We start from the raw sequence: 21,988 nt of genomic DNA, 5'->3' as shown, positions 1-21,988 counted from the left end.
ACATTTAAAAAACGTTAAAGGAATAACTTGTATAAATGTTGTAATATAAGGAGAGAGACTTTTGACATAATCAGGGGGTAGACACATGCATGTAAAAAAAGCGATCATACCGGCTGCGGGTTTGGGAACAAGGTTTTTGCCTGCTACGAAGGCCCAGCCTAAAGAAATGCTTCCTATAGTTGATAAACCTACCATTCAATACATCATTGAAGAAGCGGTTGCTTCCGGAATTGAAGATATCTTAATTGTTTCAGGACGAGGAAAAAGGGCGATTGAAGATCATTTTGATAAATCCTATGAACTTGAAGAGACCCTAATTAAAAAAGAGAAATGGGATTTGCTCAGCAAGGTCCAGGGCATTTCAGAGCTTGCCAACATACATTACATTCGTCAAAAAGAGCCTCTTGGTCTTGGGCATGCCATTTATTGCGCCAGAAGATTCATCGGCAATGAACCTTTCGCTGTTATGCTTGGAGACGACATTGTTCAGTCTGACGTTCCTTGCTTAAAGCAGTTAATTGATGTTTATGATCGATTTCAAAGCACGGTAATCGGAGTGCAGAATGTGAAGCCTGAAGATGTTTCGAAGTATGGAATTGTAAGCTATGATCAACAAGAAAAAAAGGCTGACAATGTTTATAAAGTGAAAGATTTAGTAGAGAAGCCAAAACGGGAAGATGCCCCGTCTAATACAGCTATTTTAGGACGATATATCCTGCGTCCAGAAATTTTTGATATTCTCGCAATGCTTAAACCTGGTTCGGGCGGAGAAATTCAATTAACAGATGCTTTAAAAGAGCTTGCCCATAAAGAAGAGGTAACGGCATATCATTTCATCGGCAAAAGATATGATGTCGGAGACAAGCTTGGCTTTATTCAGGCGACAATTGATTTTGCCATGGATAACGATGAGCTGAGAGAAGATATTCTGCAGTACATAAAAAATAAAGTGGCAAATAGTTAGAGAGAGGTCAGGGGATTATGCAGTGAGAATATCAGTTGCTGGAACTGGATACGTCGGGCTGGTCACGGGTGTATGCTTAGCTGAGATCGGCCATAAGGTAACGTGTGTGGATATCGATGTTAAAAAAGTCGCACTGCTGAATAATGGAGTGTCTCCTATTTATGAACCGGGTCTAGAGGAATTAATGAAGAAAAACGTTCAAACAGGAAGGTTGGCTTTTACAGCAGATTCAAGCTCTGCGTATGGGGAGAGCGAAATCATCTTCATCGCTGTCGGGACGCCTGAAAATGAGGATGGTTCTGCTAATTTGACTTATGTTGAAGCGGCTGCTGTTCAAATCGCTGAACAGATTCAAAACGATGTGATTATCGTTGTTAAGAGCACTGTTCCCGTCGGCACGAATGAACATATTCTTGAGATTGTTAATCAGCATAAGCCGCCATCGATCCATGCGGAAGTCGCTTCTAATCCTGAATTTCTCAGAGAAGGGTCTGCTATCCATGATACTTTTCACGGAGATCGCATCGTCATTGGATCACGCTCGGTTTTTGCTGGGGATACGCTTGAAGAAATCTATAAACCGCTTGGTATTCCTGTAGTACGGACGGATATAAGAAGCGCTGAAATGATTAAATATGCGGCAAATGCGTTTTTGGCTACAAAAATCAGCTTTATCAATGAAATTGCCAACATCTGCGAAAAATTAGGTGCGGACATTGAAGATGTGGCAGAAGGCATTGGCAAAGACGCCAGAATTGGATCACAATTTTTAAAGGCCGGAATCGGATATGGCGGCTCATGTTTTCCAAAAGATACGAAAGCGCTCGTCCAGTTAGCGGGCAACGTGCAGCATAAGTTTGATCTGCTGAATTCAGTCATTACCGTAAACAATCGCCAGCCGTTAAAATTAATCGAGTCTGCCAAAAAGCATTTAGGTTCTCTTGAAGGTAAAAAAATCGCTCTTCTTGGTTTAGCCTTCAAACCTAATACAGATGATGTCAGAGAAGCTGCTTCGCTTGTGATTGCGAAGGAGCTGGTTAAGGAAGGTGCGGTCGTGACAGGGTATGATCCGATAGCTCTGAATGAAGCTCGGAAGGTTTTAAAGGAATCAATCACATATAGTGACAATCTTGCTGAAGCAATCACGAATGCGGACGCTGCTTTTATTGTGACCGAGTGGGATGAAGTCTGCACGGTTCCTATGAACATCTATAAGGAAAAAATGAGCACCCCAATCCTGATTGATGGAAGAAACATCTATCGGCTGAGAGATATTCCTGAATGGATGACCTATGTATCCGTCGGACGCAAAGAGATGATCAAAACGAACTAAAGAGGGCTGTTCTTATGTGTTGAATCACACTTGAGGACAGCTTTTTTCTATTTTTTTCTCCCAAACCTCCAGATACTGTCCAAAATCGGAAAAATACTTGCTGGAATAGCTTTTTTACTTGCTGTACCAAATGAAATACTGGCCGATTGCATCACTTTACTTTCTTTTTTCAACTATCTCCAAATTAACATCCATACATTTTTTTCTAAATAACCCTAAAGATTTCCCGGATTCACTCGATATATAAGCTGAGCAGGCTGTGCGGAAAGTCCCGGGCAGTTGTGCCAGTTTACAAACATCCGGGAGGAAATAATTGAATGAAAAAGCTTTTAACCAGTGTGATTGCCGTTTTTTTACTTGCTGCAGGAATGATTGAATTTTGGACGCCTCAAAAAGCAGAAGCCTCAACTGTTCAATTTACATACTATGCAAAAAATGAGTTTGAATCTTGGACCGGCCCTGGAGACCGCTTCCCAAAAGCCGGAAGAGTCGAATTTCAAACAGCCTTTAAAGTAAAAAAAGGCGGAATAAAAGGCGGTTGGGCGGAAATTCAGCTAAGCGGAAGAACCATGTATGCAAAGGCTGAGGATATTACGAATAAAAAGCCTTCACAGCCAGTTTACTTTAACTATTACACCAAGGAACCTGTGAGTTTTTACGGAGGAAGAGGGACTCAGTCGAAAAGATACGGTTCAATTGCAGAGGATGCTGTCATTAAGGTTGCTAAAGGAACGGTTCTGAATGGCTGGGTGGAAATCCATCATAAAGGAACAAAGTATTATGCTGATTACTCAAAACTGACATCAGCACAGCCAGTATTCTTTACATACTATGCCGTTAAAGATTTCACTTTATATAATGAGAGAAATACAAAAACACCAAAGACGAAAATTGCGCCAGGTTCTGTTGTGAAAGTTAAACAAGGCAGTGTCATCAAAGGCTGGAGCAGAATCGAATACAATGGAGTTAAAGGGTATGCACCATACAGCAGCATCTCCAGTAAGCCTAAATATTTCACTTATTACGCAAATAAAAACACTAGCATTTACAGTTCGAAAAGCACAGCTTCTTCAGTACTTGCTAACTTGACAAGAAATGGTCAAATGAAAATCAGACAGGGCGGCATTTCAAATGGATGGGCTGAAGCCGATTACAATGGCAAGACAGGATATTTAAAATCATCAGATATTGTAAATAAGCCAGTTGCTGCAGAAGAAATTACACCCGAGGAACTAAAGTACTATGTACGCGAGAACTTGAGTCTTCGCTCTCAAAAAAGTACAAGCTCTTCCATCATCCTGACAATCCCGCAAGGAAAAGAAGTTAAAGTGCTGAATCCCTCAGAGCTTAAGGATGATTGGGCATCGGTTATTTATAATGGGAAAACAGGATATGTCTCAGCCAAATATCTAACCCTCGAGCCTATAGCTAAAGAAACAGAGCTGAATAAAGTGATTGTTCTTGATCCTGGTCACGGAGGAAAAGATCCGGGAGCTATCGGGAATGGCCTGCAGGAAAAAGATATTACCCTTGCAGTCGGAAAGCTAACAGCGGATAAGCTTAAGAAACTGGGCTACGACGTTCATATGACCCGAACAGATGACACTTACCTTTCTTTAAATGAACGCACCGATTTCTCATACAGCAAAAGCGCCGGCGTATTTGTCAGCATTCATATGAATTCAAGCACAGCTCCCTCGGCCAATGGAACGGAAACTTTTGCAACAAACGGCAGCTCAAGCTTTAGTACGGCATCCATGACGGATAAAGAAAAAGCGGACAGTGCAAAGCTTGCAGTCTTTATCCAGTCAAGATTGGTTAAGGCGTTAGATACGAGAAATCGTGGAATAAAGGAAGAAGCTTTTTATGTCATTGATAAAAATTATACGAGATCTGTCCTGATTGAAATGGGCTTCATTTCGAATAAAAATGATGCTTCTATCTTTAAAACAAACGATGGCAAGGATGGAGCAGCTGAGGCTATTGCACAGGGAATTAACGACTTCTATCAATGGAAGAAAAATAACTAATACCTTAAGCCTGCAATCTTCGTTTTTGATTGCGGGCTTTTTTTATGGTTGTTAACGAAAGACACTTTTCGATATAATAAGTAGGGCCTTACAGAATACATAGAATAATTCTGCAAAAACTACAATTAAAGAGAATAGAAATTACGTCATTGCCATTTCACATAGCTAATTGGAGGAGTTTCTTTGAGTAAACTTATTATAGATCGTGTTAATGAAGCATATTATGGAGCTTTAGGAACAGATTTCAGCAAGAAAACAAGAGAGCGCATAAATTGGATTGTTACACATGTCTTAGGCAGCAAAGTGCTTGATATTGGTTGCTCACAGGGTATAAATGCCATACTATTAGGTCGGGAAGGCAAAAAAGTAGATGGAATCGATATCTCTCATGAGTCAGTAGAATATGCAAAAACAGAGCTTGGTAAAGAACATCCGTCTGTACAAGCCTCCGTTTCATTTAAAGTTTCTAACTTTATGACAGACCAAGATATAGACACTAATTACGATACGATTTTACTTACAGAAGTTCTAGAACATATCAGTGACCCAGATTCTTTTTTGAAGAAAACGGTGTCACATTTAAAGCCGGGCGGAAGATTAATCGTAACCGTTCCTTTTGGCATTAATGATTTTATAGATCATAAACGTACTTATTATTACTCATTATTAGCTGAACAATTAGGTGCTCATTTCAAAATTGAATCCTTTGAGTATTTGGGAAGGTGGACAGGTGTAATTTGCACAGCTGTTCAAGAAAATAATCAATCTTTTTATACAGCAGAAAACACGAAGCAATTAGAGCAGGGTTTTTATTGGCTGGAAAGAGATTATATGCAGCGCATCGGAACGCTTGCTGGTCAAGCTGCGAAAAATGAAAAAGAACTAAAAGAATTAGAAAAAGTGAAAAAATCATCTGAAAAAATAGAAGTGTTATACGAAGAGCTGAATAGGCAGATAGCTGAAAAGGATGAATACATCCGTCAGCTGCAAATTGAAACGGTCGAGGTGCTTAATCGTGAAGAAGAAGCATTGAGAGCTGCACTGGCCTATTCAAACAAAATTGAAGATCTGAACAGAAAAGTAACGAATCTGGAGCATCGCTATAATGTTCTGAGAAAATCCCGATTTGGCAGAGTTCAATTAAAATATTGGGAATTAAAGAAAAAAATAGCCGGAAGAGGTAAGAAATAATGCTTAAAGTGGAAATACTCAAACGTTTAGAGAAAGTCCGACTAACACGAGCTATGAAAATGGGGTATGACATTGAAAAGGAACATGTCCGAAAAAATGACAAGCCTCTTTATGATAAAGGAATCAGCATTATTTTGCCTACCTACAAAGGTGAAAATGTCATTGTTAAATGCTTAAAATCCCTTGCTGATCAGACCCTTGATGCTGCATTATTTGAAGTCATTGTTGTTATCAACGGAGAAAAAGACCGCACGGAAGACCTGATCAATCAGCTGATTTCTGAAAGAAACCTGACAAACATCCGAGTCATTGCAATGGATGAAGCAGGAGCATCAATCGCAAGAAACAAAGGAATTTCACTTGCTTCACGTGAATACTGCACATTCCTTGATGACGACGATTATCTGTCAGAGAATTTTCTAGAAGAAATGTACAAGCAGGCAAAGCCGAATTCCGTGGTGATTTCTCAAATTTTTAACGTTGAGCCAGACGGGAATGTACAATCCTCCAATCCAATTAATCGCCAGATTTTAAAATCGGTTATCAGCAAGCAAAGTCCCTACATGAAGCTTCATACCGTCTTAACCATCAACGCATGTAAGCTGATTCCGACTTTATATGTACAAAAGTACAAGTTTGATGAAAGTCTGCAAAGCGGAGAAGACGTTGTATTCTTCTCGGAGCTTCTTATTAAAAATGACTTGGAATTTGTTGTAGCGCCAATAACCAAAAAGGCAGTTTATTACAGAACGCTTAGAGAAAACTCTATTTCCAGACAAGCTATGACGTTTGACTTTAATGTGAGACAGCGTGCCGCTTGTATTGCGAAACTGAATGAACTTCTGCAGATTCCTGATATTTCTCATGGAAAACGCGATTTTGTCGAGCGGAAAATAAACGCACAAAGTTCGTTCATTGTAAAATACTATGAACAGCATAAGGATGAATACGACCGGATTATTGAAGAAGTTTCATCCAAAAGACTAACTTACTTCCCGTACCATCTGCTTAACAAGGATAAGGTAGAACAATTGGTCGTTTCTTATTGCTTCCCGCCTTATAACGACACAGCCGGAAACGTTATGGCGAAACGTATGAGGGAAGCAGGCAAGGTATCTGATGTTATCTATAATACAATGGACAAAGTCCGCACAAGAAATACATCATTGAACCAAATGGTGGATGATTTAATTCATACTAGGCTTGCAATCAACTCACCTTCAAGCTTTTCTCACTGGGCCCATATAAAAACGTTTGTAGACATGGGCATGAAAGGCGCAGACGAATTGGTTGAGAAAAATGGTGTTCATAAGCAGGTGTTCAGCCGTGCAATGTGGGCTGCCTCCCACTTTTTAGCGTATGAATACAAAAAGAAATATCCGCAAACGAAGTGGATTGCTGAGTTTTCAGATCCTTTGATCTATGACATTGAAGCGAAGAAACGCCTTGTTGATATCACAGATCAGGGGTATCTAAAACAGCTGGAAGCAGATGTGAAGAAAGCGGGATACCCTTCACCAAACGACAGCAGTTTGTTCGTATGGTGTGAATATCTTCCGTATATCTTTGCGGATGAATTAATTTTCACCAACAAAAATCAGTTCCAATATATGATGGACATGTTCCCGATTGAGGAAATCAAGTCAATCATTAAGCAAAAAGCTGTCATAGAGCCGCATCCGACACTGCCTGAACGTTATTATCATATGGAAGAGTTTAATTATCCTCTGCTTTCGGATGACCATGTAAATGTTGCCTATTTCGGTAATTTTTACAGCAAGAGAAACTTGAACGATCTGTTCTCAGGGTTAAAAGAAGCGAATGAGGATACACAGCGCAAAGTGCTTATCCATGTATTTACCGCTAAACCGACAGATCTCGAGGATCAGCTAAAAGATGATCCGCTTGAAGATTCCATTATTGTCAATGGCTTTGTCGACTTCTATACGTTCCTGAATCTGTGCACAAAATTTGACTGCTTAGTTGTTAATGACTCAACTACGAAAGACAATAAGCCTATAAATCCTTACCTGCCTTCAAAACTTAGTGATTATAAAGGCAGCGGCACTGATATTTGGGGTGTGTATGAAGAAGGAAGTATTTTAGGCCAAAGTGACGGCATTACCTACTTATCACCTCTTGACGATGCGAAAGCAGCTGCAGGCGTTTTTGAAAAAATGGTTTCAAAAAAATTTCCCAGGCGCAGCTGACAATGAAGTCAGCAATATAGTGCCTAAGACCGGGGTTGTTTTTGAAAGGAGCTGGATGAAAACGATGGAGACAGCGAATCATCAGATGACGGGCACAGATAAAGACGAATGTGAACGTTTGAGCCAATTAGCAGACCGTCTGATTCAAGATAAGAAGGAAATGGAAAAGGAATTCAAGGAAATTCTTGCAGCAATTGCCGATGACATTGAATCCCGCGAAAACCTGGGTCAGCTCATCAAAAAACAGGAAGCTGCAGGATTAAAGGCAGCTGGTCTATCCATTGAGTCGATTTCAGCAGGTCAGGAAGAGCAGAAAAAGCTTTTAGAAGAAAAAGACCGGACAATAAATGAGCTCAGAACGAAATTGACAAGACTGCAAAATTCCAAACTTGGAAAATTACAATTGAAATATTGGGAACTGAAACGCAGAAAATAGAGGTAAGTCTCAAATTTTTTATTTGAGGACGGGAGGGGACAGTCTTGATAACAAAAGAGCCGGTTAAAACGGATTCCTTTTTTGATAAATGGCCCAAAAAAACAACGTCAAGCTTTGATGTACAGATAGAGGGCAGTGACCGTCTGGATATTAAGATCACTCAGCTTAAGAAAGACGCCAATCCGATCATCCTTTACTACAATAAAAGTAATAAAGTTGACCGCAGCTTGAACGCTGAGTACACGTATATTGCTAAAATAGACGGAAAAACGTACAGCGGCGTGCAGGTTCAGCAGGTTATCGTCGGTTATGACAAAGATAACAATAAGGTGTATGTTCAGTACAATCCATTAGGCAGTGAAATGAACCTGAGCTTTCCGAAAAATGTAGCCAGCTATTCATTAGGGCTTAGGCTTTCAGGAACCGGAGAAGCGGTGATTACGGATTTTTCTGTTTCTGCCTACAATGTTCCGACTGAAGAAAGCCAGAAGGAATTGTTTTTGAGATATCCTGAGGCGGATTACCTGATTGTGACAAATGTTTATCCTGAAAAGAACACGTACTACCAAAATATGTTCGTGCATAAACGGGTGCTTGCGTATAAAGAGAACGGAATTAATGCAGCCATTTACCGGCTGAATACGTCACCTGCAAGCATTGCTCATTATGTATATGATGGTGTACCTGTCTTTATAGGCGGGGAAGATGCGCTTACGAACCTTTTAAATGCAAAGCCCTACAAGAAAGTATTATTTCACTTCATAAATGAAAGAATGTACAGAGCTGTCAGAAAGTCAAAAGCCCGTTATACTCCGAAACTTATCTGGGTTCACGGGTTCGAAACAACAAAATGGTACCGCCGCTGGTTTAATTTCTACCAAAGCACCAAAGAAATACGCAAAAGCCTTGAGTATGCGAAAAGGAACCAGGAGCAGCTTGACTTTATGGCGGATCTTTATACGGCAAAAGATGACGATATTAAATTCATCTTCGTCTCAAAATGGTACAAAGAAAATGTTGCTGAAAAAGATACAAATACGATCATTAAAAACTACAGCATCATCCACAATGCAATTGATGATGAATTGTTTAATTATGTAGAGAAACCAGAAGAGCAAAGAATGCGGATTTTAACCATCAGGCCGTTTGCTTCAAGGACGTATGCGAATGATTTGACCGTAAAAGCCATTCTTGAGTTAAAAGACAAGCCGTTTTTTAATGATCTTACCTTTGACATCTACGGTCAGGGACCGTTGTTTAATGAAGTGGTTGAGCCAATCAGAGACATTCCGAATGTTCATCTTCATAACTATTTCTTATCTCAGCAGGATATAGCTGAACAGCATAAGTCACATGGCATCTTTTTAAGCCCGTCGAGAATGGACTCTCAAGGTGTTTCCCTTGGAGAGGCGATGTCGAGCGGATTGGTGCCTGTAACATCCGGTGTATATGCCATTCCTGAATTCATAGATGATTCTTGCGGATTTTTAGCTGAAAGCGAGGACTATAAGGGTCTTGCCGAAGCCATTGAATACCTTTATTATCACCCGAAAGCCTTTTTGCAAAAATCCGAAGAAGCTGCACATATCGTCAGGTATCAATGCGGAAAAAACAAAATGATTCAGGCAGAACTTAAAGAAATAACAGAAACGAAAAATGAGAAAGTTCTCTTAGAGCAGCCGTAACTCAAATCATTGACATGCTGTTTTCAAAGCTGTACTGTTGTATGAGAGAAATTTTTTGAACAATCAACTGGAGGAGAATTCACATGAAGATCGCAACACTTGGTCTTGGTTATATTGGACTGCCAACTTCTATAATGTTTGCAAAGCATGGCGTAGACGTGCTTGGTGTAGATGTTCAGCAGCAAGTTGTTGATTCATTAAACCAGGGCAAAATTCATATCGAAGAGCCTGGTCTGCAGGATGCATTAGAAGAGGTTATGGCATCTGGCAAATTCAAGGCAGCAACGAAGCCTGAAAAAGCAGATGTATTCATTATTGCTGTTCCAACTCCAAATAAAGATGATCAATATAAATCTGTAGATTTAAAATATGTTTTAAGTGCTGTTGAAATGATGATTCCTTACTTGGAAAAAAACAACACGGTTATTGTTGAATCAACAATCGCTCCGCGTACAACGGACGATCATGTAAAGCCGCTGCTTGAAAAACATGGCTTTACGATCGGGGAAGATATCTTCTTAGTACATTGCCCAGAGCGCGTGCTTCCTGGACAAATTATGCACGAATTAATTCACAATAACCGCATCATCGGCGGTGTGACAGAAGCTTGTAAAAAAGCCGGAGCAAAAGTATACAGCACATTTGTTGAAGGCGAGCTTATTTTAACAGATGCTAAAACAGCGGAAATGTCCAAACTTATGGAAAATACATTCCGTGACGTAAACATTTCACTTGCAAATGAGCTTGTAAAAATCTGTACTGAGCTTGATATCAATGCACTTGATGTAATCGAAATGGCAAACAAGCATCCGCGTGTAAACCTTCATCACCCTGGACCGGGCGTTGGCGGACATTGCTTAGCTGTTGATCCGTATTTCATCGTTGCTGAAGCTCCTGAACAGGCGAAGCTTATCTATCAGGCACGTGATATCAACGTTTCTATGCCTTCATTTGTTGTAGAAAACGTATCTAAAATGCTTGGCGGCTTAGACGATAAAAAAATCACTGTATTCGGTCTGACATATAAAGGAAACGTAGACGACATCCGTGAAAGTCCGGCAATGGATATCTACCAGCAGTTAAAAATGGCTGGTGCAAACGAAGTGATCGCTTACGACCCGCATGTTCAAAAAGACTGGGTAGAAAAAGACCTTAAAGCAGCAGTTAACGATTCTGATCTTGTTTTAGTTCTGACAGATCACAACGAATTCAAATCAGTCGATGCTGCTGACTTTGCAGGCATGAAAACAAAGAGAATTTTTGACACGAAAAACATTGTAAAAGAGTGCCCGGAAGAGATCACTTATATCAACTTCGGAAACCTTTATAAATTTGTAAAGTAAGTCAAAATTGAATCTACAATGGACCATATTCGTTTATGGTCTTTTTTTATTCTGCCGTAAGGTTTTGGGATGCGAAATTTAGGGGTAATCTAGACAGATAATAGAGGGGAATTCTATTTTTGCTGGTTCTGGTCATGCGCTGGAAAAGGACACGTTTAGCATGTAAAGGAGCTTTCTGCGGCTGCCTGATTTTGCCGTTTGAGCAGTTGCGTGATTACCCTATTACAGAGTTTCAGCTGTTAAAAGGCATATACCATTCCTGCGGTTACTCAATCTCAAGTTTTAACCTGCTGAGGGTTATTATTCAGAGCAATAGAGCAGCATCTGTCATACAATGGTTTCCGCAAAGTACAGCCGGTTTCTATTAGACGTTTTTAATTCGTGTCAATCCTTTTACAATTTGGAGTAAAACTTGAAAGGTGATTTAAGTAAGTATATTATTATTAAGGTGCAACATTTTGCTAGTTAGGAGAACATCTTATGCTATTAGATACAATAAAAACCATAAAAAACAATAAAGACTTAATATATCACTTGACTACTTCAGACTTTAAAGCAAATAACTCAAGGACATATTTTGGTTTTCTATGGTGGATTCTTGATCCGATTTTTTATATGGCAATTTTCTACTTATTAGTTGTTGTCATACTTGATAGAGGCACGCCAGATTATCCAGTCGTCATCTTTACTGGTTTAATTCCTCTGAAATTTTTTACTGCTGCTTTAGTAGATGGAACGAATTCCATCTCCTCCAAAGGGAATATTCTGCAGCAGGTGTATGTACCGAAAATTATTTTTATATTGGTCCGCTTGCTTGTTAACTGTATTAAATATTTGATAAGTGTAGTCGTTCTCTTTTTGTTTTTGGCTATTTACGGTATCGACTTTACTTGGAACGTGCTGTATTTCCCGCTCATCTTTGTCCTGAATGCATTTTGTTTGTTGGGGCTTATGATTTTCTTGGCACATCTTGGCGTCTTTATCCGCGATGTGAAAAACATGATGCAGTATATTACAAGGACTATGATGTATCTGTCCCCTGTATTGTTTGAATTGAAGACCGTTCCGGAAAAATTAATTCCGCTGCTTTATCTGAATCCTTTAACGACTTTTATAGAATCATATCGGGACATTCTGGTGTATGGAAAACCTCCAGAGTTCATGCCGCTGGCTATCTTAACCATTCTTTCAATGGCCGTTTTATATTTAGGCATCCGCTTGCTGAACAAAAATGAAAAAGAATATGCTAAGGTGATTTAATTGAGTGAAAATATAATTGAAGTAAAAGATCTTTGGGTTTCGTACCCGGAGCATACAGAAAAACCATTAAAAAAACTAATCAGTGTTCATAAAAAAGAGGACCGGTTCTGGGCGCTGAAGGGTCTGAACTTCGAAGTGAAAAAAGGCGAGGTTCTTGGCGTAATCGGCCGAAACGGTTCTGGTAAAAGTACGCTCTTAAAGCTGCTCAGCGGCCTGATTTCTCCCGATAAAGGCGAATTCAGCATCATGGACGAGGAGCATCCAGTTCTTCTTTCATTGGGAGCGGGATTTCAGCCTGAGCTGCCTGGGATTGAGAATATCTATCTGAATGGCCTCCTTTTAGGTCATAAAAAGAAAACGATTGATGAAAAAATCGATGACATTATAGAATTCTCCGAGCTTGGCGATTTTATCTATAAACCTGTCCGCACGTATTCTGCAGGAATGAAATCAAGACTCGCTTTTGCTACTGCTATTTCGCTAGATCCTGAGATTCTGCTCATCGATGAAGTTTTAGGAGTAGGCGACACGGCTTTTCAGATGAAATGCCGTGAAGCGATTATGGAGAAAATCAAACAAGAAAGAACGGTTATTCTTGTAACCCACTCATCGAACTTAGTAAGAGCGATCTGTGACCGTGTTGTCTGGATTCATCTTGGCGAGCAAAAGGCTGTTGGCGAAACAGGCCCGATCGTCAAGGAATATGATGAGTTTATGAAAAAGGCAAGATAATGAATATTCTCATGCTGCTGTATAAGGATATTCCTTATGATGCGAGAGTAAAAAGAGAGGCCTTGGCATTAGCTGATGCAGGACATGCCGTATACTTAGCCTGCGTCAGAGAATTCCAGGAGCCTGATCCTTTTTTACATAAAAACATTCACTTGATTCGGATTGGCATTTCAGTTAAAAGCCTGAAAGCTACTATGTCTAAAGGGAACGCCGGCGGCCAAACACGACAATCAGCAATAAAAAAGCTGATCGTCCGCACTGCCAGACTGCCGATTGTTAAAATACCTAAAGACTACCTTGCCTACTATGAGTTTTATAAAAAGGTCAAAGCGAATTTAAAAGATGTCTCGATTGATGCCGTTCATTGTCATGATTTAAATACGCTGTGGCAGGGGCACATGCTCTCAAATGATTTCTCTGCAAAACTAATCTATGATTCACATGAAATCTTCAACGAGATGGCCGGGCGTAACCAGCTTGACCGCATCGTAGGGTACAGCATGGAAAAACGGCTTTTTAAAAAGATAGATTATTTTATTACTGTGAATCCTTATCTGAGAGATTATCTGTTTGAAAAAAACGGTGAAAAACCATGTGTGCTCATTCAAAATATCCCTCTTTTTCACAAGGATATCCTGAATCAGGATAAGCAAATTGACTGGGATTATAGGTTTAAGGAAGAAGATACGATTCTGCTCTATCAAGGGGGATTCTCTCCGTACCGCGGACTCGAATTGATCATTGATGCGATGGCTAAGCTTCCTGAAACCTTTAAACTTGTGATGGTTGGTTCTGGTATTTTGAAAGAAGAACTTGTTAGCCGTACTCATTCCCTTGGACTGTCAGACCGGGTCTTTTTTCACGATCAGGTATCTTCTGAGGATTTAATTCATTATACAGCGAAGGCTGACATCGGCCTTGTGATGTATGAGAAGGTTTCTAAAAACAATTATTATTCAACACCTAATAAAATTTTTGAATACCTTCAGGCGGGCGTTCCTGCTGTTTCTTCCAATCATCCCGGCAAGTCTGTCATTATTGACGAGTACAATACCGGCGTGCTGGCAGAGGAAACGCCGGAAGGCATTGTAAATGGCATTTTGGAGATTATGAATCAATATTCTTACTATCAGCAAAACTGCCTGCTTGCCAGAGAGGTTTTAACTTGGGATGCGGAAAGTAAAAAGCTGATACAGATGTATGACAATTTATCGTAGTGGATGTGGGGTTATAGCACCACATCTTTTTTATAAATATTTAATTAAAATGAAATGAAATTCTAATAATAAAGAAAAATACTCTTTTTCAGGCACATGATATAATGAGACTAGCTGCCTAAATTGGACTATAAAAGGAGTTTCGTATATATGGATCGCAAATTAAAAGTCATGACTATTTTCGGTACAAGACCGGAAGCCATTAAAATGGCACCGCTTGTGCTTGAACTTGAAAAGTATCCGGATGAAATTGATTCAATCGTTACTGTAACTGCCCAGCATCGTCAAATGCTTGATCAGGTATTGGAATTATTTGAAGTCACTCCAGATCATGATCTGAACATTATGAAGGACCGCCAGACGCTGACAGGTGTAACAACAAAGGCGCTCGAAGGCTTAGATGAAGTGATGAAGGAAGTTAAGCCTGATCTTGTACTGGTTCATGGCGATACAACGACAACGTTTGTTGCAAGCTTAGCTGCATTTTATAATCAAATTGCTGTCGGGCATGTAGAAGCAGGGCTCAGAACATGGAACAAATACTCTCCGTTCCCTGAAGAGGTTAATCGTCAAATTACAGGTGTGATTGCAGATCTTCATTTCGCTCCAACGGACAAAGCGGAAGCCAATCTGCTTCAGGAAAATAAAAAAGGCGAGACGATTTACATAACAGGCAACACCGCGATTGATGCTTTAAAAACAACTGTTAAGGATTCCTATACTCATGAGGTGCTTGAGAAGGTAGGATCTGACCGCATGATTCTATTAACCGCTCACCGCCGCGAGAACTTAGGAGAGCCAATGAGAAACATGTTCCGTGCGATTAAGCGCCTGATCACAGAGCATAATGATGTGCAGGTTGTTTATCCTGTCCATTTAAATCCGGCTGTTCGTGAAGTTGCGGATGAAATCCTTGGCAATGATCCTAGAATTCATTTGATCGAACCGCTTGGCGTTTATGATTTCCATAACTTTGCTTCTAAAGCTCATATTATCCTGACAGATTCAGGCGGCGTACAGGAAGAAGCGCCATCTCTCGGAGTGCCTGTCCTTGTCTTGCGGGACACAACAGAGCGCCCTGAAGGGATTGAAGCAGGAACATTGAAGCTAGCGGGTACAGATGAGGAAACGATCTATAAGCTTGCATACGAGCTGCTTAACAATAAAGAACGCTATGAAGAGATGTCGAAAGCCTCTAATCCATATGGAGACGGAGAAGCTTCCAGACGTATCGTGGAAGCCATCCTGCACTATTTCAAAAAGCGTGATGAAAAGCCTGTGCCGTTCCAAGTATAATAAGAAAAGCGCGAAGCTTTATGTTTCTTTTAAATCAAAAAAACGACCTGATCCAAAAATCAGGTCGTTTTTTTTATGCGGTTGATGCTTTGAGATTCATTGCAGCAGTGCAGGGCTTGAGAAAGCTCTGCTGCCTGTGTTTCTCTATTAAAAGATTGAAGAAGATGGTGACGCAGGTTTTTCTTCATTTCTTTAAGTGTCTCTGGCTGACTTTGAGCGATCTTGAGTGCACGGATAAAGTCTTCCGGATTCTCTGGTTCAAATGTGAAGCCGGCATGATTTTTCTCTACGATCTCTCTGGCTTCACCCTCAACACCGATCAGTACCGGCAGTGAAACCGCCATATAATCAAACACCTTGGATGGAATGGTGATTTCGAATAATGGGTGCTTTTTTAAACTGACAATGCCAAGATCAGCGCTGTCGTAGTAGGAAGCCAATTCTTCTTTTCTTTTGCTGTCCAGAAAGAGCACGTTGGTTAAACCATTTGCTTTCACTTGTTCCATTAAAGCTTCTTTTTCAACACCTTCACCTATGAACATAAAGCAGACAGAAGGGTCATCCTTCAGCTTTACTGCAGCTGTTATGATGGTCTTAAGACCTTGCGCTGCCCCAATATTGCCTGTATAAAGTACGAGGAATTTATCTTCGATCCCGTATTTCTTTTTCACATCGTTCCTTTTTATAACAGGTTTTAAGGTATTTGGATTCACTCCGTTTGGAATGACGATGATCTTATCTGCTGAAATACCCAGGTCTATCAGACGATCTTTGTAGCCGTGAGTGACGACAACAATCAGATCCGCTTTTTTATAAATGAAATTCTCAAGCTTTCTGGCGAGATTCAGTAATTTTTTGTTTTTAAATTGACCTAAAATTTCAGCGAAGTCTACCCATAAATCACGGACTTCAAAAACGAACTTTGTTCTGTGGATGCGGCTCAGCACATACCCGGTTACTCCTTGAAAGAGCTGTGGGGAGGTTGCATAAACGATATCCGGTTTTTTTACGAACAAGCCGCTGAAGATGCTTGAGCACATGAACGACAAGTAGTTGGCTAAACGCCGGATTGAACTTTTTTTAGTATCACGTATGCGAAAAGAGCGATAAACGGATAGCTTGTTCACCTTCTCTTTGCTGTACAATTTAGAAGTTGACTCATGATTTGGAAAGGCCGTAAGCACATGCAGATCATGCCCCAAGTTTGAAAGATTCGTACTCATATCAAAGGCACGGCCTTGTGCTGCACCAATTTCAGGCGGAAAGTGCTGTGTTATATAAACGATTTTCATAGTAATCCCTTTCCATTAAAAATTAGGATATGTCAATATAATAGTGTAAAGTATAAATTGAAAAGTTACAACTTAGAGATGAGAAAAGCAGAAGTGCTTTGTTCAGCTCTGAAAGGCAGATTATGCTCTGGCTGAAAAGTCCGGGAGCCGAGGAGCCGGGCACTGGAGAGAACATCAATGCGCTGAATGTTATACTCTGCTATAACTTTAAAAAGGAATGGATATCTATGAAGAAAATCTGTGTAATCACGTCTGTTCATAACGCATATGACGGCCGTATTTATCATAAGCAATGCAAATCTCTTGTTAAGGCGGGGTATGATGTCTCGCTTGTTGCACCAAAACCTGAGAAGATGCTGGAAGATTCAATAAGGCTTATTCCAATCGAAAAGCCAAAGCAGGAATTCAAGCGTTTTTTACATACGTTTACCGTTTTCAAAGCAGCCAGAAAAACAAATGCAGACCTTTATCATTTTCATGATCCGGAGCTTATTCCAGTCGGCGTTCTGCTCCGTATTTTTACCGGAAAGCCTGTAATCTTTGATGCCCATGAGCATTACCCTAATGCGATTATGAGTAAAAAATACTTGAAAAGATGGATGAAAAAACCTGTCCGTTTTATTTACGAGACCATTGAGAGAATTTCCCTGCCTATTTTGTCAGGCGTTATTTATACGACGGACGAAGTAGGGGAGAGGTATCAGAGATATAACTCCTGCAAGATTGAAAACTACCCTTTGACTGAAATGTTCACGCTCAATCACTCTGCGCTGAAAGATCCTGACATGATTCTTTATCTTGGCGGTATAACTCCCATCAGAGGGATTGAACAGTTAACAGAGGCCTTTTCATCAACAGCGGACAAACATCCTGATGCAAGGTTTGTTTTTGTTGGAAGATTTGAGTCTGACGCATTCGAACGGAAAATCAAACAGAAGGTAAAAGCTTACGGATTGGCAGACCGCGTGGAGTTTATGGGAAGTGTGCCTTATTCAGAAATCGAAACCTACCTATCAAAGGCATCAATAGGCATTATTCCTTACTTACCTGAGCCCAATCATTTGGTCTGTCTGCCCAATAAACTATTTGAATATATGGCAGCAGGTGTTGCGATTTTGGCTTCTGATTTCCCTCATTACCGGAAAGTGGTGGAAAATTCACGCAGCGGACTTTTGATTGATCCTGAGAAGCCTGAATCCATTGCAGATGCACTAAATGTGCTGCTGGATAACCCGGAAAAGACAAAAGACTTTGGTATAAATGGAAGAATGAGTTTCGAAACAACCTATAACTGGGAAACAGAAGAAAAGAAGTTAGTGTCATTTTATAAAAAATTGCTGAAACAGCAATAGCGATTATTATTTTTGTTCAAAAAGAGTTCATACTTAGAATAAAGCGTAGACTATCTTAACAAAATAATAATTGCAAGTTTATATATTTTTGCTATGATGGAGGAAGTGAAAATATCTCACACAAGTTGGTGTAAGCATGTTAGATTATTCTAATTATATTATAGCTTTTATAGTATCGTTTATAGTGGCTGTATCTATTACACCACTTATAAAAAAACTTGCGATAAAAATCGGGGCGGTTGATAAGCCCAACAGCAGAAAAATCCATCAGGGCCTCATGCCAAGGCTTGGCGGTCTTGCCATCTTTATCGGTGTTGTGGCAGGCTACCTCTACTTGCGTCCTGAATCAATGTATATGAAAGAGATTATAATCGGTGCTTTCATCATTATCATTATTGGTATTCTTGATGATCGCTTTACTCTTTCGGCAAAGTATAAGCTTGCAGGGCAGTTAGCTGCAGCTGCAGTCGTTGTCTCATCCGGATTGCTTATTAACAAGATTACCCTTCCGTTTTTCGGACTGATCTATCTTGATTACTGGAGCTATCCTGTAACCATTCTCTGGATCGTCGGCGTCACAAACGCCATCAATCTGATCGATGGATTAGACGGGCTAGCAGCGGGCGTTTCTTCTATAGCGATGACCAGTATCCTGATCATGGCGTTTACTAATTTTCAATTTGCAGTTGTATCCCTGTGTGTGATTCTGATCGGAAGCACGCTCGGATTCCTGATTCACAATTTCTACCCGGCGAAAATTTTTATGGGAGATACCGGAGCACTGTTCCTCGGTTATTCCATTTCTATTCTGTCGACAATGGGATTATTTAAAAACATCACGTTATTCGGTTTTATTATTCCGATCATTGTTTTGGCTATACCTATTTTTGACACACTCTTTGCGATTGTGAGAAGACTGGTGAACAGACAGAATATCGCTGCACCCGATAAGCTTCATTTGCACTATTGTTTAGTGGACATGGGATTCAGCCACAGAAAGTCTGTGCTGCTTATTTACTTCTTCAGTGCATGCTTTGGACTGTCAGCTATTGTTTTCTCAAATGCAACGATGTGGATGGCTCTGCTTATCATGATGATTCTGCTGTTCTTTATCCAGATTACAGCTGAGCTCGTCGGATTAATCGGGGAAGGCCATAAACCCCTTATAAATGCATTCAGAAAGCTTATGGCTAAGCCGAAGCCTCAAAAAGATAATTAATTCCGCATAGCTGCTGCTGTGCGGTTTTTTTTGTTTTCTTCATTGGAAATGGAGCTTTGCGAGTTGGAAGCCCGTTTCTGCGAGTTGGACAGGGGTTCTTTCGAGTTGGAAGCTTATTTCTGCGAGTTGAACAGGAATTCTTGCGAATTGGATAAGGTTTTTTGCTGAATGAATGTCGTTTTTTGCGAGTTGGATGCTCTGAAACGAGAGGGAGATGCCTGCACAGCGGAATATCATTCGTTTTCAGCAGCAGCATCGATGAAATGGACAAAACAGGCATTTTTTAATGTAAGTTTTTCCGTTGAAAATAAGGCTTGCGAGTTGGAAGCCCATTTCTGCGAGTTGAACAGGGATTCTTGCGAATTGGACAAGGTTTTTTGCTGAATGAATGTCGTTTTTTGCGAGTTGCATGCTCTGAAACGAGAGGGAGATGCCTGCACAGCGGAATATCATTCGTTTTCAGCAGCAGCATCGATTGAATGGATAAAACAGGCATTTTTTAATGTAAGTTTTTCCGTTGAAAATAAGGCTTGCGAGTTGGAAGCCCATTTTTGCGAGTTGAACAGGGATTCTTGCGAATGGGATAAGGTTTTTTGCTGAATGAATGTCGTTTTTTGCGAGTTGGATGCTCTGAAACGAGAGGGAGATGCCTGCACAGCGGAATATTATTCGTTTTCAGCAGCAGCATTGATGAAATGGACAAAACAGGTATTTTTTAATGTAAGTTTTTCCGTTGAAAATAAGGCTTGCGAGTTGGAAGCTCATTTCTGCGAGTTGAACAGGGATTTTTGCGAATTGGACAAGGTTTTTTGCTGAATGAATGTCGTTTTTGGCGAGTTGCATGCTCTGAAACGAGAGGGAGATGCCTGCACAGCGGAATATCATTCGTTTTCAGCAGCAGCATCGATTGAATGGATAAAACAGGCATTTTTTAATGTGAGTTTTTCCGTTGAAAATAAGGCTTGCGAGTTGGAAGCCCATTTTTGCGAGTTGAACAGGAATTCTTGCGAATTGGACAAGGTTTTTTGCTGAATGAATATCGTTTTTTGCGAGTTGCATGCTCTGAAACGAGAGGGAGATGCCTGCACAGCGGAATATCATTGTTTTTCAGTAGCAGCATTGATGAATTGGACAAAACAGGCATTTTTAATGTAAGTTTTTCCGTTGAAAATAAGGCTTGCGAGTTGGAAGCCCATTTTTGCGAGTTGAACAGGGATTCTTGCGAATTGGATAAGGTTTTTTGCTGAATGAATGTCGTTTTCTGCGAGTTGAGTACCCTAGATGGAATAATACCAAATTTTCATTAGAGCTAGAAAGTCAGTGACCGTCCTCTATAACCGGTTTACAGATCCGCTGAAGCTTTGTTTTAGAATAAAGAAAACTCCAGCCAAGTTTGGCTGGAGCTTTTTCGGTATTAATTGCTGTCTAAGTTATCGTCTTCTGCTGATTTAAGCTCTAAATGCTCTTTTAATTCATCTTTTACTTCTTCAAGGCTTGTATCATCCGGAATCCAGTAAGCGGCGTTGCCGATATATTCCCCTACACCTTCAAGCTTTACAGTTTCAATCTTATTAGTATTAAAGTTGTTGTACTTTTTATAAAAACCTAATAGCTCTGACATTCTCATGTTGGTTTCAACGTTCTTTCCAACTTCATTTGTCAGCTTGTCAACCTTCAGGAGAGTGCCTGCTGATACAATCTCATTGATGACCTCTTTTACAACCTGCTGCTGTCTTTCATTTCTGCCAATGTCATTGTTAGGATCCTGCAGCCTCATTCTTGCATAAGCCAAAGCGTATCTTCCATCCATTTTCATTGGTCCTTCAGTAAACTCAAGTTTTTCGGCTTTTGGATCATCACTGTTTTGAGTGAAATCAAAAGGTACGTCCACTGTTATGCCGCCTACAATATCGATTATGTTTTTAAAGCCTTCGAAGTTAACTGTTGCATAATAATCAATTGGAATATCCAAGAAACCTTCGACCGTTTCAATTGTCAGTTCTTTCCCGCCAGTTGAATAGGCAGAGTTGATTTTGCGCTTTGTTTCTTTTCCTGGTATTTCTACGCGTGTATCACGCGGAAGACTTAACAGTTTCATCGTCTGATCCTTTGGATTAAAGGTAGCCACCATGAGTGTATCTGCCCGTCCGCCGGATCCGCCGCTTGAGTAGTTTTCTACGCCCATTAACAGAATGGAAACGGGATCGTTTGAGATGCTCACGGCCTCATCGCGCAACTTGGATTTATCTCTTCCTAAATCGTCATATGAATTGTTAGCGGCCTGATAGGTTTGATAAAAGACATAGCCTGCATATCCGCCAACTAAAAGAAATAGTATGAAGAACAAAAATAAAATTCGTCTAAAAACGCTTTTTTTCTTCTTTTTCTTTATTTTCTTAACTTCCTGCCTATTCATAAGTTACTCCTC

The 21,988-nt window shown here is 40.2% G+C and carries 17 protein-coding genes; 15 read left to right on the top strand and 2 right to left on the bottom strand.

The genetic code is table 11. The features are described from left to right. Nucleotides 1-85 precede the first annotated feature (85 nt). The 13 genes from galU (at nt 86) to wecB (ending at nt 15,697) form a co-directional block, all read left to right on the top strand. The gene (gene galU, locus K8L98_RS23225) at nt 86-964 is read left to right on the top strand and encodes a UTP--glucose-1-phosphate uridylyltransferase GalU (RefSeq protein WP_223438486.1); all 879 of its coding nucleotides are present in this window, start codon (nt 86-88) and stop codon (nt 962-964) included. Between the two features lie 22 nt (nt 965-986). Further along, complete coding sequence (locus K8L98_RS23220; RefSeq protein WP_223438484.1) at nt 987-2,297, top strand: UDP-glucose dehydrogenase family protein; 1,311 nt, start codon at nt 987-989, stop codon at nt 2,295-2,297. A 317-nt stretch (nt 2,298-2,614) separates the two neighbouring features. Further along, nucleotides 2,615-4,327 carry an N-acetylmuramoyl-L-alanine amidase family protein gene (locus K8L98_RS23215; RefSeq protein ID WP_223438482.1) on the top strand — a complete coding sequence of 571 codons (1,713 nt, stop codon included), beginning with the start codon at nt 2,615-2,617 and terminating at the stop codon, nt 4,325-4,327. A gap of 183 nt (nt 4,328-4,510) precedes the next feature. Further along, complete coding sequence (locus K8L98_RS23210) at nt 4,511-5,518, top strand: methyltransferase domain-containing protein (RefSeq protein ID WP_223438480.1); 1,008 nt, start codon at nt 4,511-4,513, stop codon at nt 5,516-5,518. Next, nucleotides 5,518-7,728, top strand: a complete 2,211-nt coding sequence (locus tag K8L98_RS23205) for a glycosyltransferase family 2 protein (RefSeq protein ID WP_223438478.1) — start codon at nt 5,518-5,520, stop codon at nt 7,726-7,728. Before K8L98_RS23210 ends, K8L98_RS23205 begins: the two co-directional genes overlap by 1 nt. Next, nucleotides 7,688-8,164, top strand: a complete 477-nt coding sequence (locus K8L98_RS23200) for a hypothetical protein (RefSeq protein WP_223438476.1) — start codon at nt 7,688-7,690, stop codon at nt 8,162-8,164. Before K8L98_RS23205 ends, K8L98_RS23200 begins: the two co-directional genes overlap by 41 nt. A gap of 44 nt (nt 8,165-8,208) precedes the next feature. Beyond that, nucleotides 8,209-9,849, top strand: coding sequence for a glycosyltransferase family 4 protein (locus K8L98_RS23195; RefSeq protein ID WP_223438474.1), 1,641 nt, complete (start codon nt 8,209-8,211; stop codon nt 9,847-9,849). Between the two features lie 83 nt (nt 9,850-9,932). Continuing rightward, nucleotides 9,933-11,192 (top strand): nucleotide sugar dehydrogenase, encoded by a 1,260-nt coding sequence (locus K8L98_RS23190; RefSeq protein WP_223438472.1) that lies wholly within the window; start codon nt 9,933-9,935, stop codon nt 11,190-11,192. 119 nt (nt 11,193-11,311) lie between these two features. Then, a complete protein-coding gene (locus K8L98_RS23185; RefSeq protein WP_223438468.1) occupies nt 11,312-11,560 on the top strand; it encodes a hypothetical protein in 249 nt (82 codons plus the stop codon). 112 nt (nt 11,561-11,672) lie between these two features. Next, on the top strand, nt 11,673-12,452 hold the full coding sequence (locus K8L98_RS23180; protein WP_223438466.1) for an ABC transporter permease: 780 nt from the start codon (nt 11,673-11,675) through the stop codon (nt 12,450-12,452). After that, nucleotides 12,453-13,184, top strand: a complete 732-nt coding sequence (locus K8L98_RS23175) for an ABC transporter ATP-binding protein (protein WP_223438464.1) — start codon at nt 12,453-12,455, stop codon at nt 13,182-13,184. It abuts the gene before it with no gap. Beyond that, a complete protein-coding gene (locus K8L98_RS23170; protein WP_223438462.1) occupies nt 13,184-14,401 on the top strand; it encodes a glycosyltransferase in 1,218 nt (405 codons plus the stop codon). Before K8L98_RS23175 ends, K8L98_RS23170 begins: the two co-directional genes overlap by 1 nt. Nucleotides 14,402-14,551: 150 nt before the next feature. Next, complete coding sequence (gene wecB / locus K8L98_RS23165) at nt 14,552-15,697, top strand: non-hydrolyzing UDP-N-acetylglucosamine 2-epimerase (protein ID WP_223438460.1); 1,146 nt, start codon at nt 14,552-14,554, stop codon at nt 15,695-15,697. A gap of 59 nt (nt 15,698-15,756) precedes the next feature. On the opposite strand, the gene K8L98_RS23160 is transcribed toward wecB, so the two are convergent. Further along, nucleotides 15,757-16,989, bottom strand: coding sequence for a glycosyltransferase family 4 protein (locus K8L98_RS23160; protein WP_223438459.1), 1,233 nt, complete (start codon nt 16,987-16,989; stop codon nt 15,757-15,759). Between the two features lie 227 nt (nt 16,990-17,216). Here K8L98_RS23160 and K8L98_RS23155 point away from each other — a divergent pair, with 227 nt between their 5' ends. Both K8L98_RS23155 and K8L98_RS23150 read left to right on the top strand, forming a co-directional pair. After that, entirely contained in the window at nt 17,217-18,341 is a 1,125-nt protein-coding gene (locus K8L98_RS23155; protein ID WP_223438458.1) for a glycosyltransferase family 4 protein, read from the top strand. A 136-nt stretch (nt 18,342-18,477) separates the two neighbouring features. Then, nucleotides 18,478-19,560 carry a glycosyltransferase family 4 protein gene (locus K8L98_RS23150; protein WP_223438457.1) on the top strand — a complete coding sequence of 361 codons (1,083 nt, stop codon included), beginning with the start codon at nt 18,478-18,480 and terminating at the stop codon, nt 19,558-19,560. Nucleotides 19,561-20,974: 1,414 nt separating this feature from the next. Here K8L98_RS23150 and K8L98_RS23145 read toward each other — a convergent pair. After that, nucleotides 20,975-21,976, bottom strand: a complete 1,002-nt coding sequence (locus K8L98_RS23145) for an LCP family protein (RefSeq protein WP_223438456.1) — start codon at nt 21,974-21,976, stop codon at nt 20,975-20,977. Nucleotides 21,977-21,988: the final 12 nt, after the last annotated feature.

The sequence above is a fragment of the Metabacillus dongyingensis genome (assembly GCF_019933155.2).
Taxonomy (GTDB): domain Bacteria; phylum Bacillota; class Bacilli; order Bacillales; family Bacillaceae; genus Bacillus_P; species Bacillus_P dongyingensis.
Note: the sequence above shows the minus strand (reverse complement) of the source record. Positions and strands in the feature narration are given on the sequence as shown.

Excerpts from the sequence above, each read along its gene's own strand:
- galU (WP_223438486.1), top strand. The coding sequence starts at position 86 with ATGCATGTAAAAAAAGCGATCATACCGGCTGCGGGTTTGGGAACAAGG.
- K8L98_RS23215 (WP_223438482.1), top strand. The coding sequence starts at position 2,615 with ATGAAAAAGCTTTTAACCAGTGTGATTGCCGTTTTTTTACTTGCTGCA.
- K8L98_RS23205 (WP_223438478.1), top strand. The coding sequence starts at position 5,518 with ATGCTTAAAGTGGAAATACTCAAACGTTTAGAGAAAGTCCGACTAACA.
- K8L98_RS23190 (WP_223438472.1), top strand. The coding sequence starts at position 9,933 with ATGAAGATCGCAACACTTGGTCTTGGTTATATTGGACTGCCAACTTCT.
- K8L98_RS23180 (WP_223438466.1), top strand. The coding sequence starts at position 11,673 with ATGCTATTAGATACAATAAAAACCATAAAAAACAATAAAGACTTAATA.
- K8L98_RS23170 (WP_223438462.1), top strand. The coding sequence starts at position 13,184 with ATGAATATTCTCATGCTGCTGTATAAGGATATTCCTTATGATGCGAGA.
- wecB (WP_223438460.1), top strand. The coding sequence starts at position 14,552 with ATGGATCGCAAATTAAAAGTCATGACTATTTTCGGTACAAGACCGGAA.
- K8L98_RS23160 (WP_223438459.1), bottom strand. The coding sequence starts at position 16,989 with ATGAAAATCGTTTATATAACACAGCACTTTCCGCCTGAAATTGGTGCA.
- K8L98_RS23155 (WP_223438458.1), top strand. The coding sequence starts at position 17,217 with ATGAAGAAAATCTGTGTAATCACGTCTGTTCATAACGCATATGACGGC.
- K8L98_RS23150 (WP_223438457.1), top strand. The coding sequence starts at position 18,478 with ATGTTAGATTATTCTAATTATATTATAGCTTTTATAGTATCGTTTATA.
- K8L98_RS23145 (WP_223438456.1), bottom strand. The coding sequence starts at position 21,976 with ATGAATAGGCAGGAAGTTAAGAAAATAAAGAAAAAGAAGAAAAAAAGC.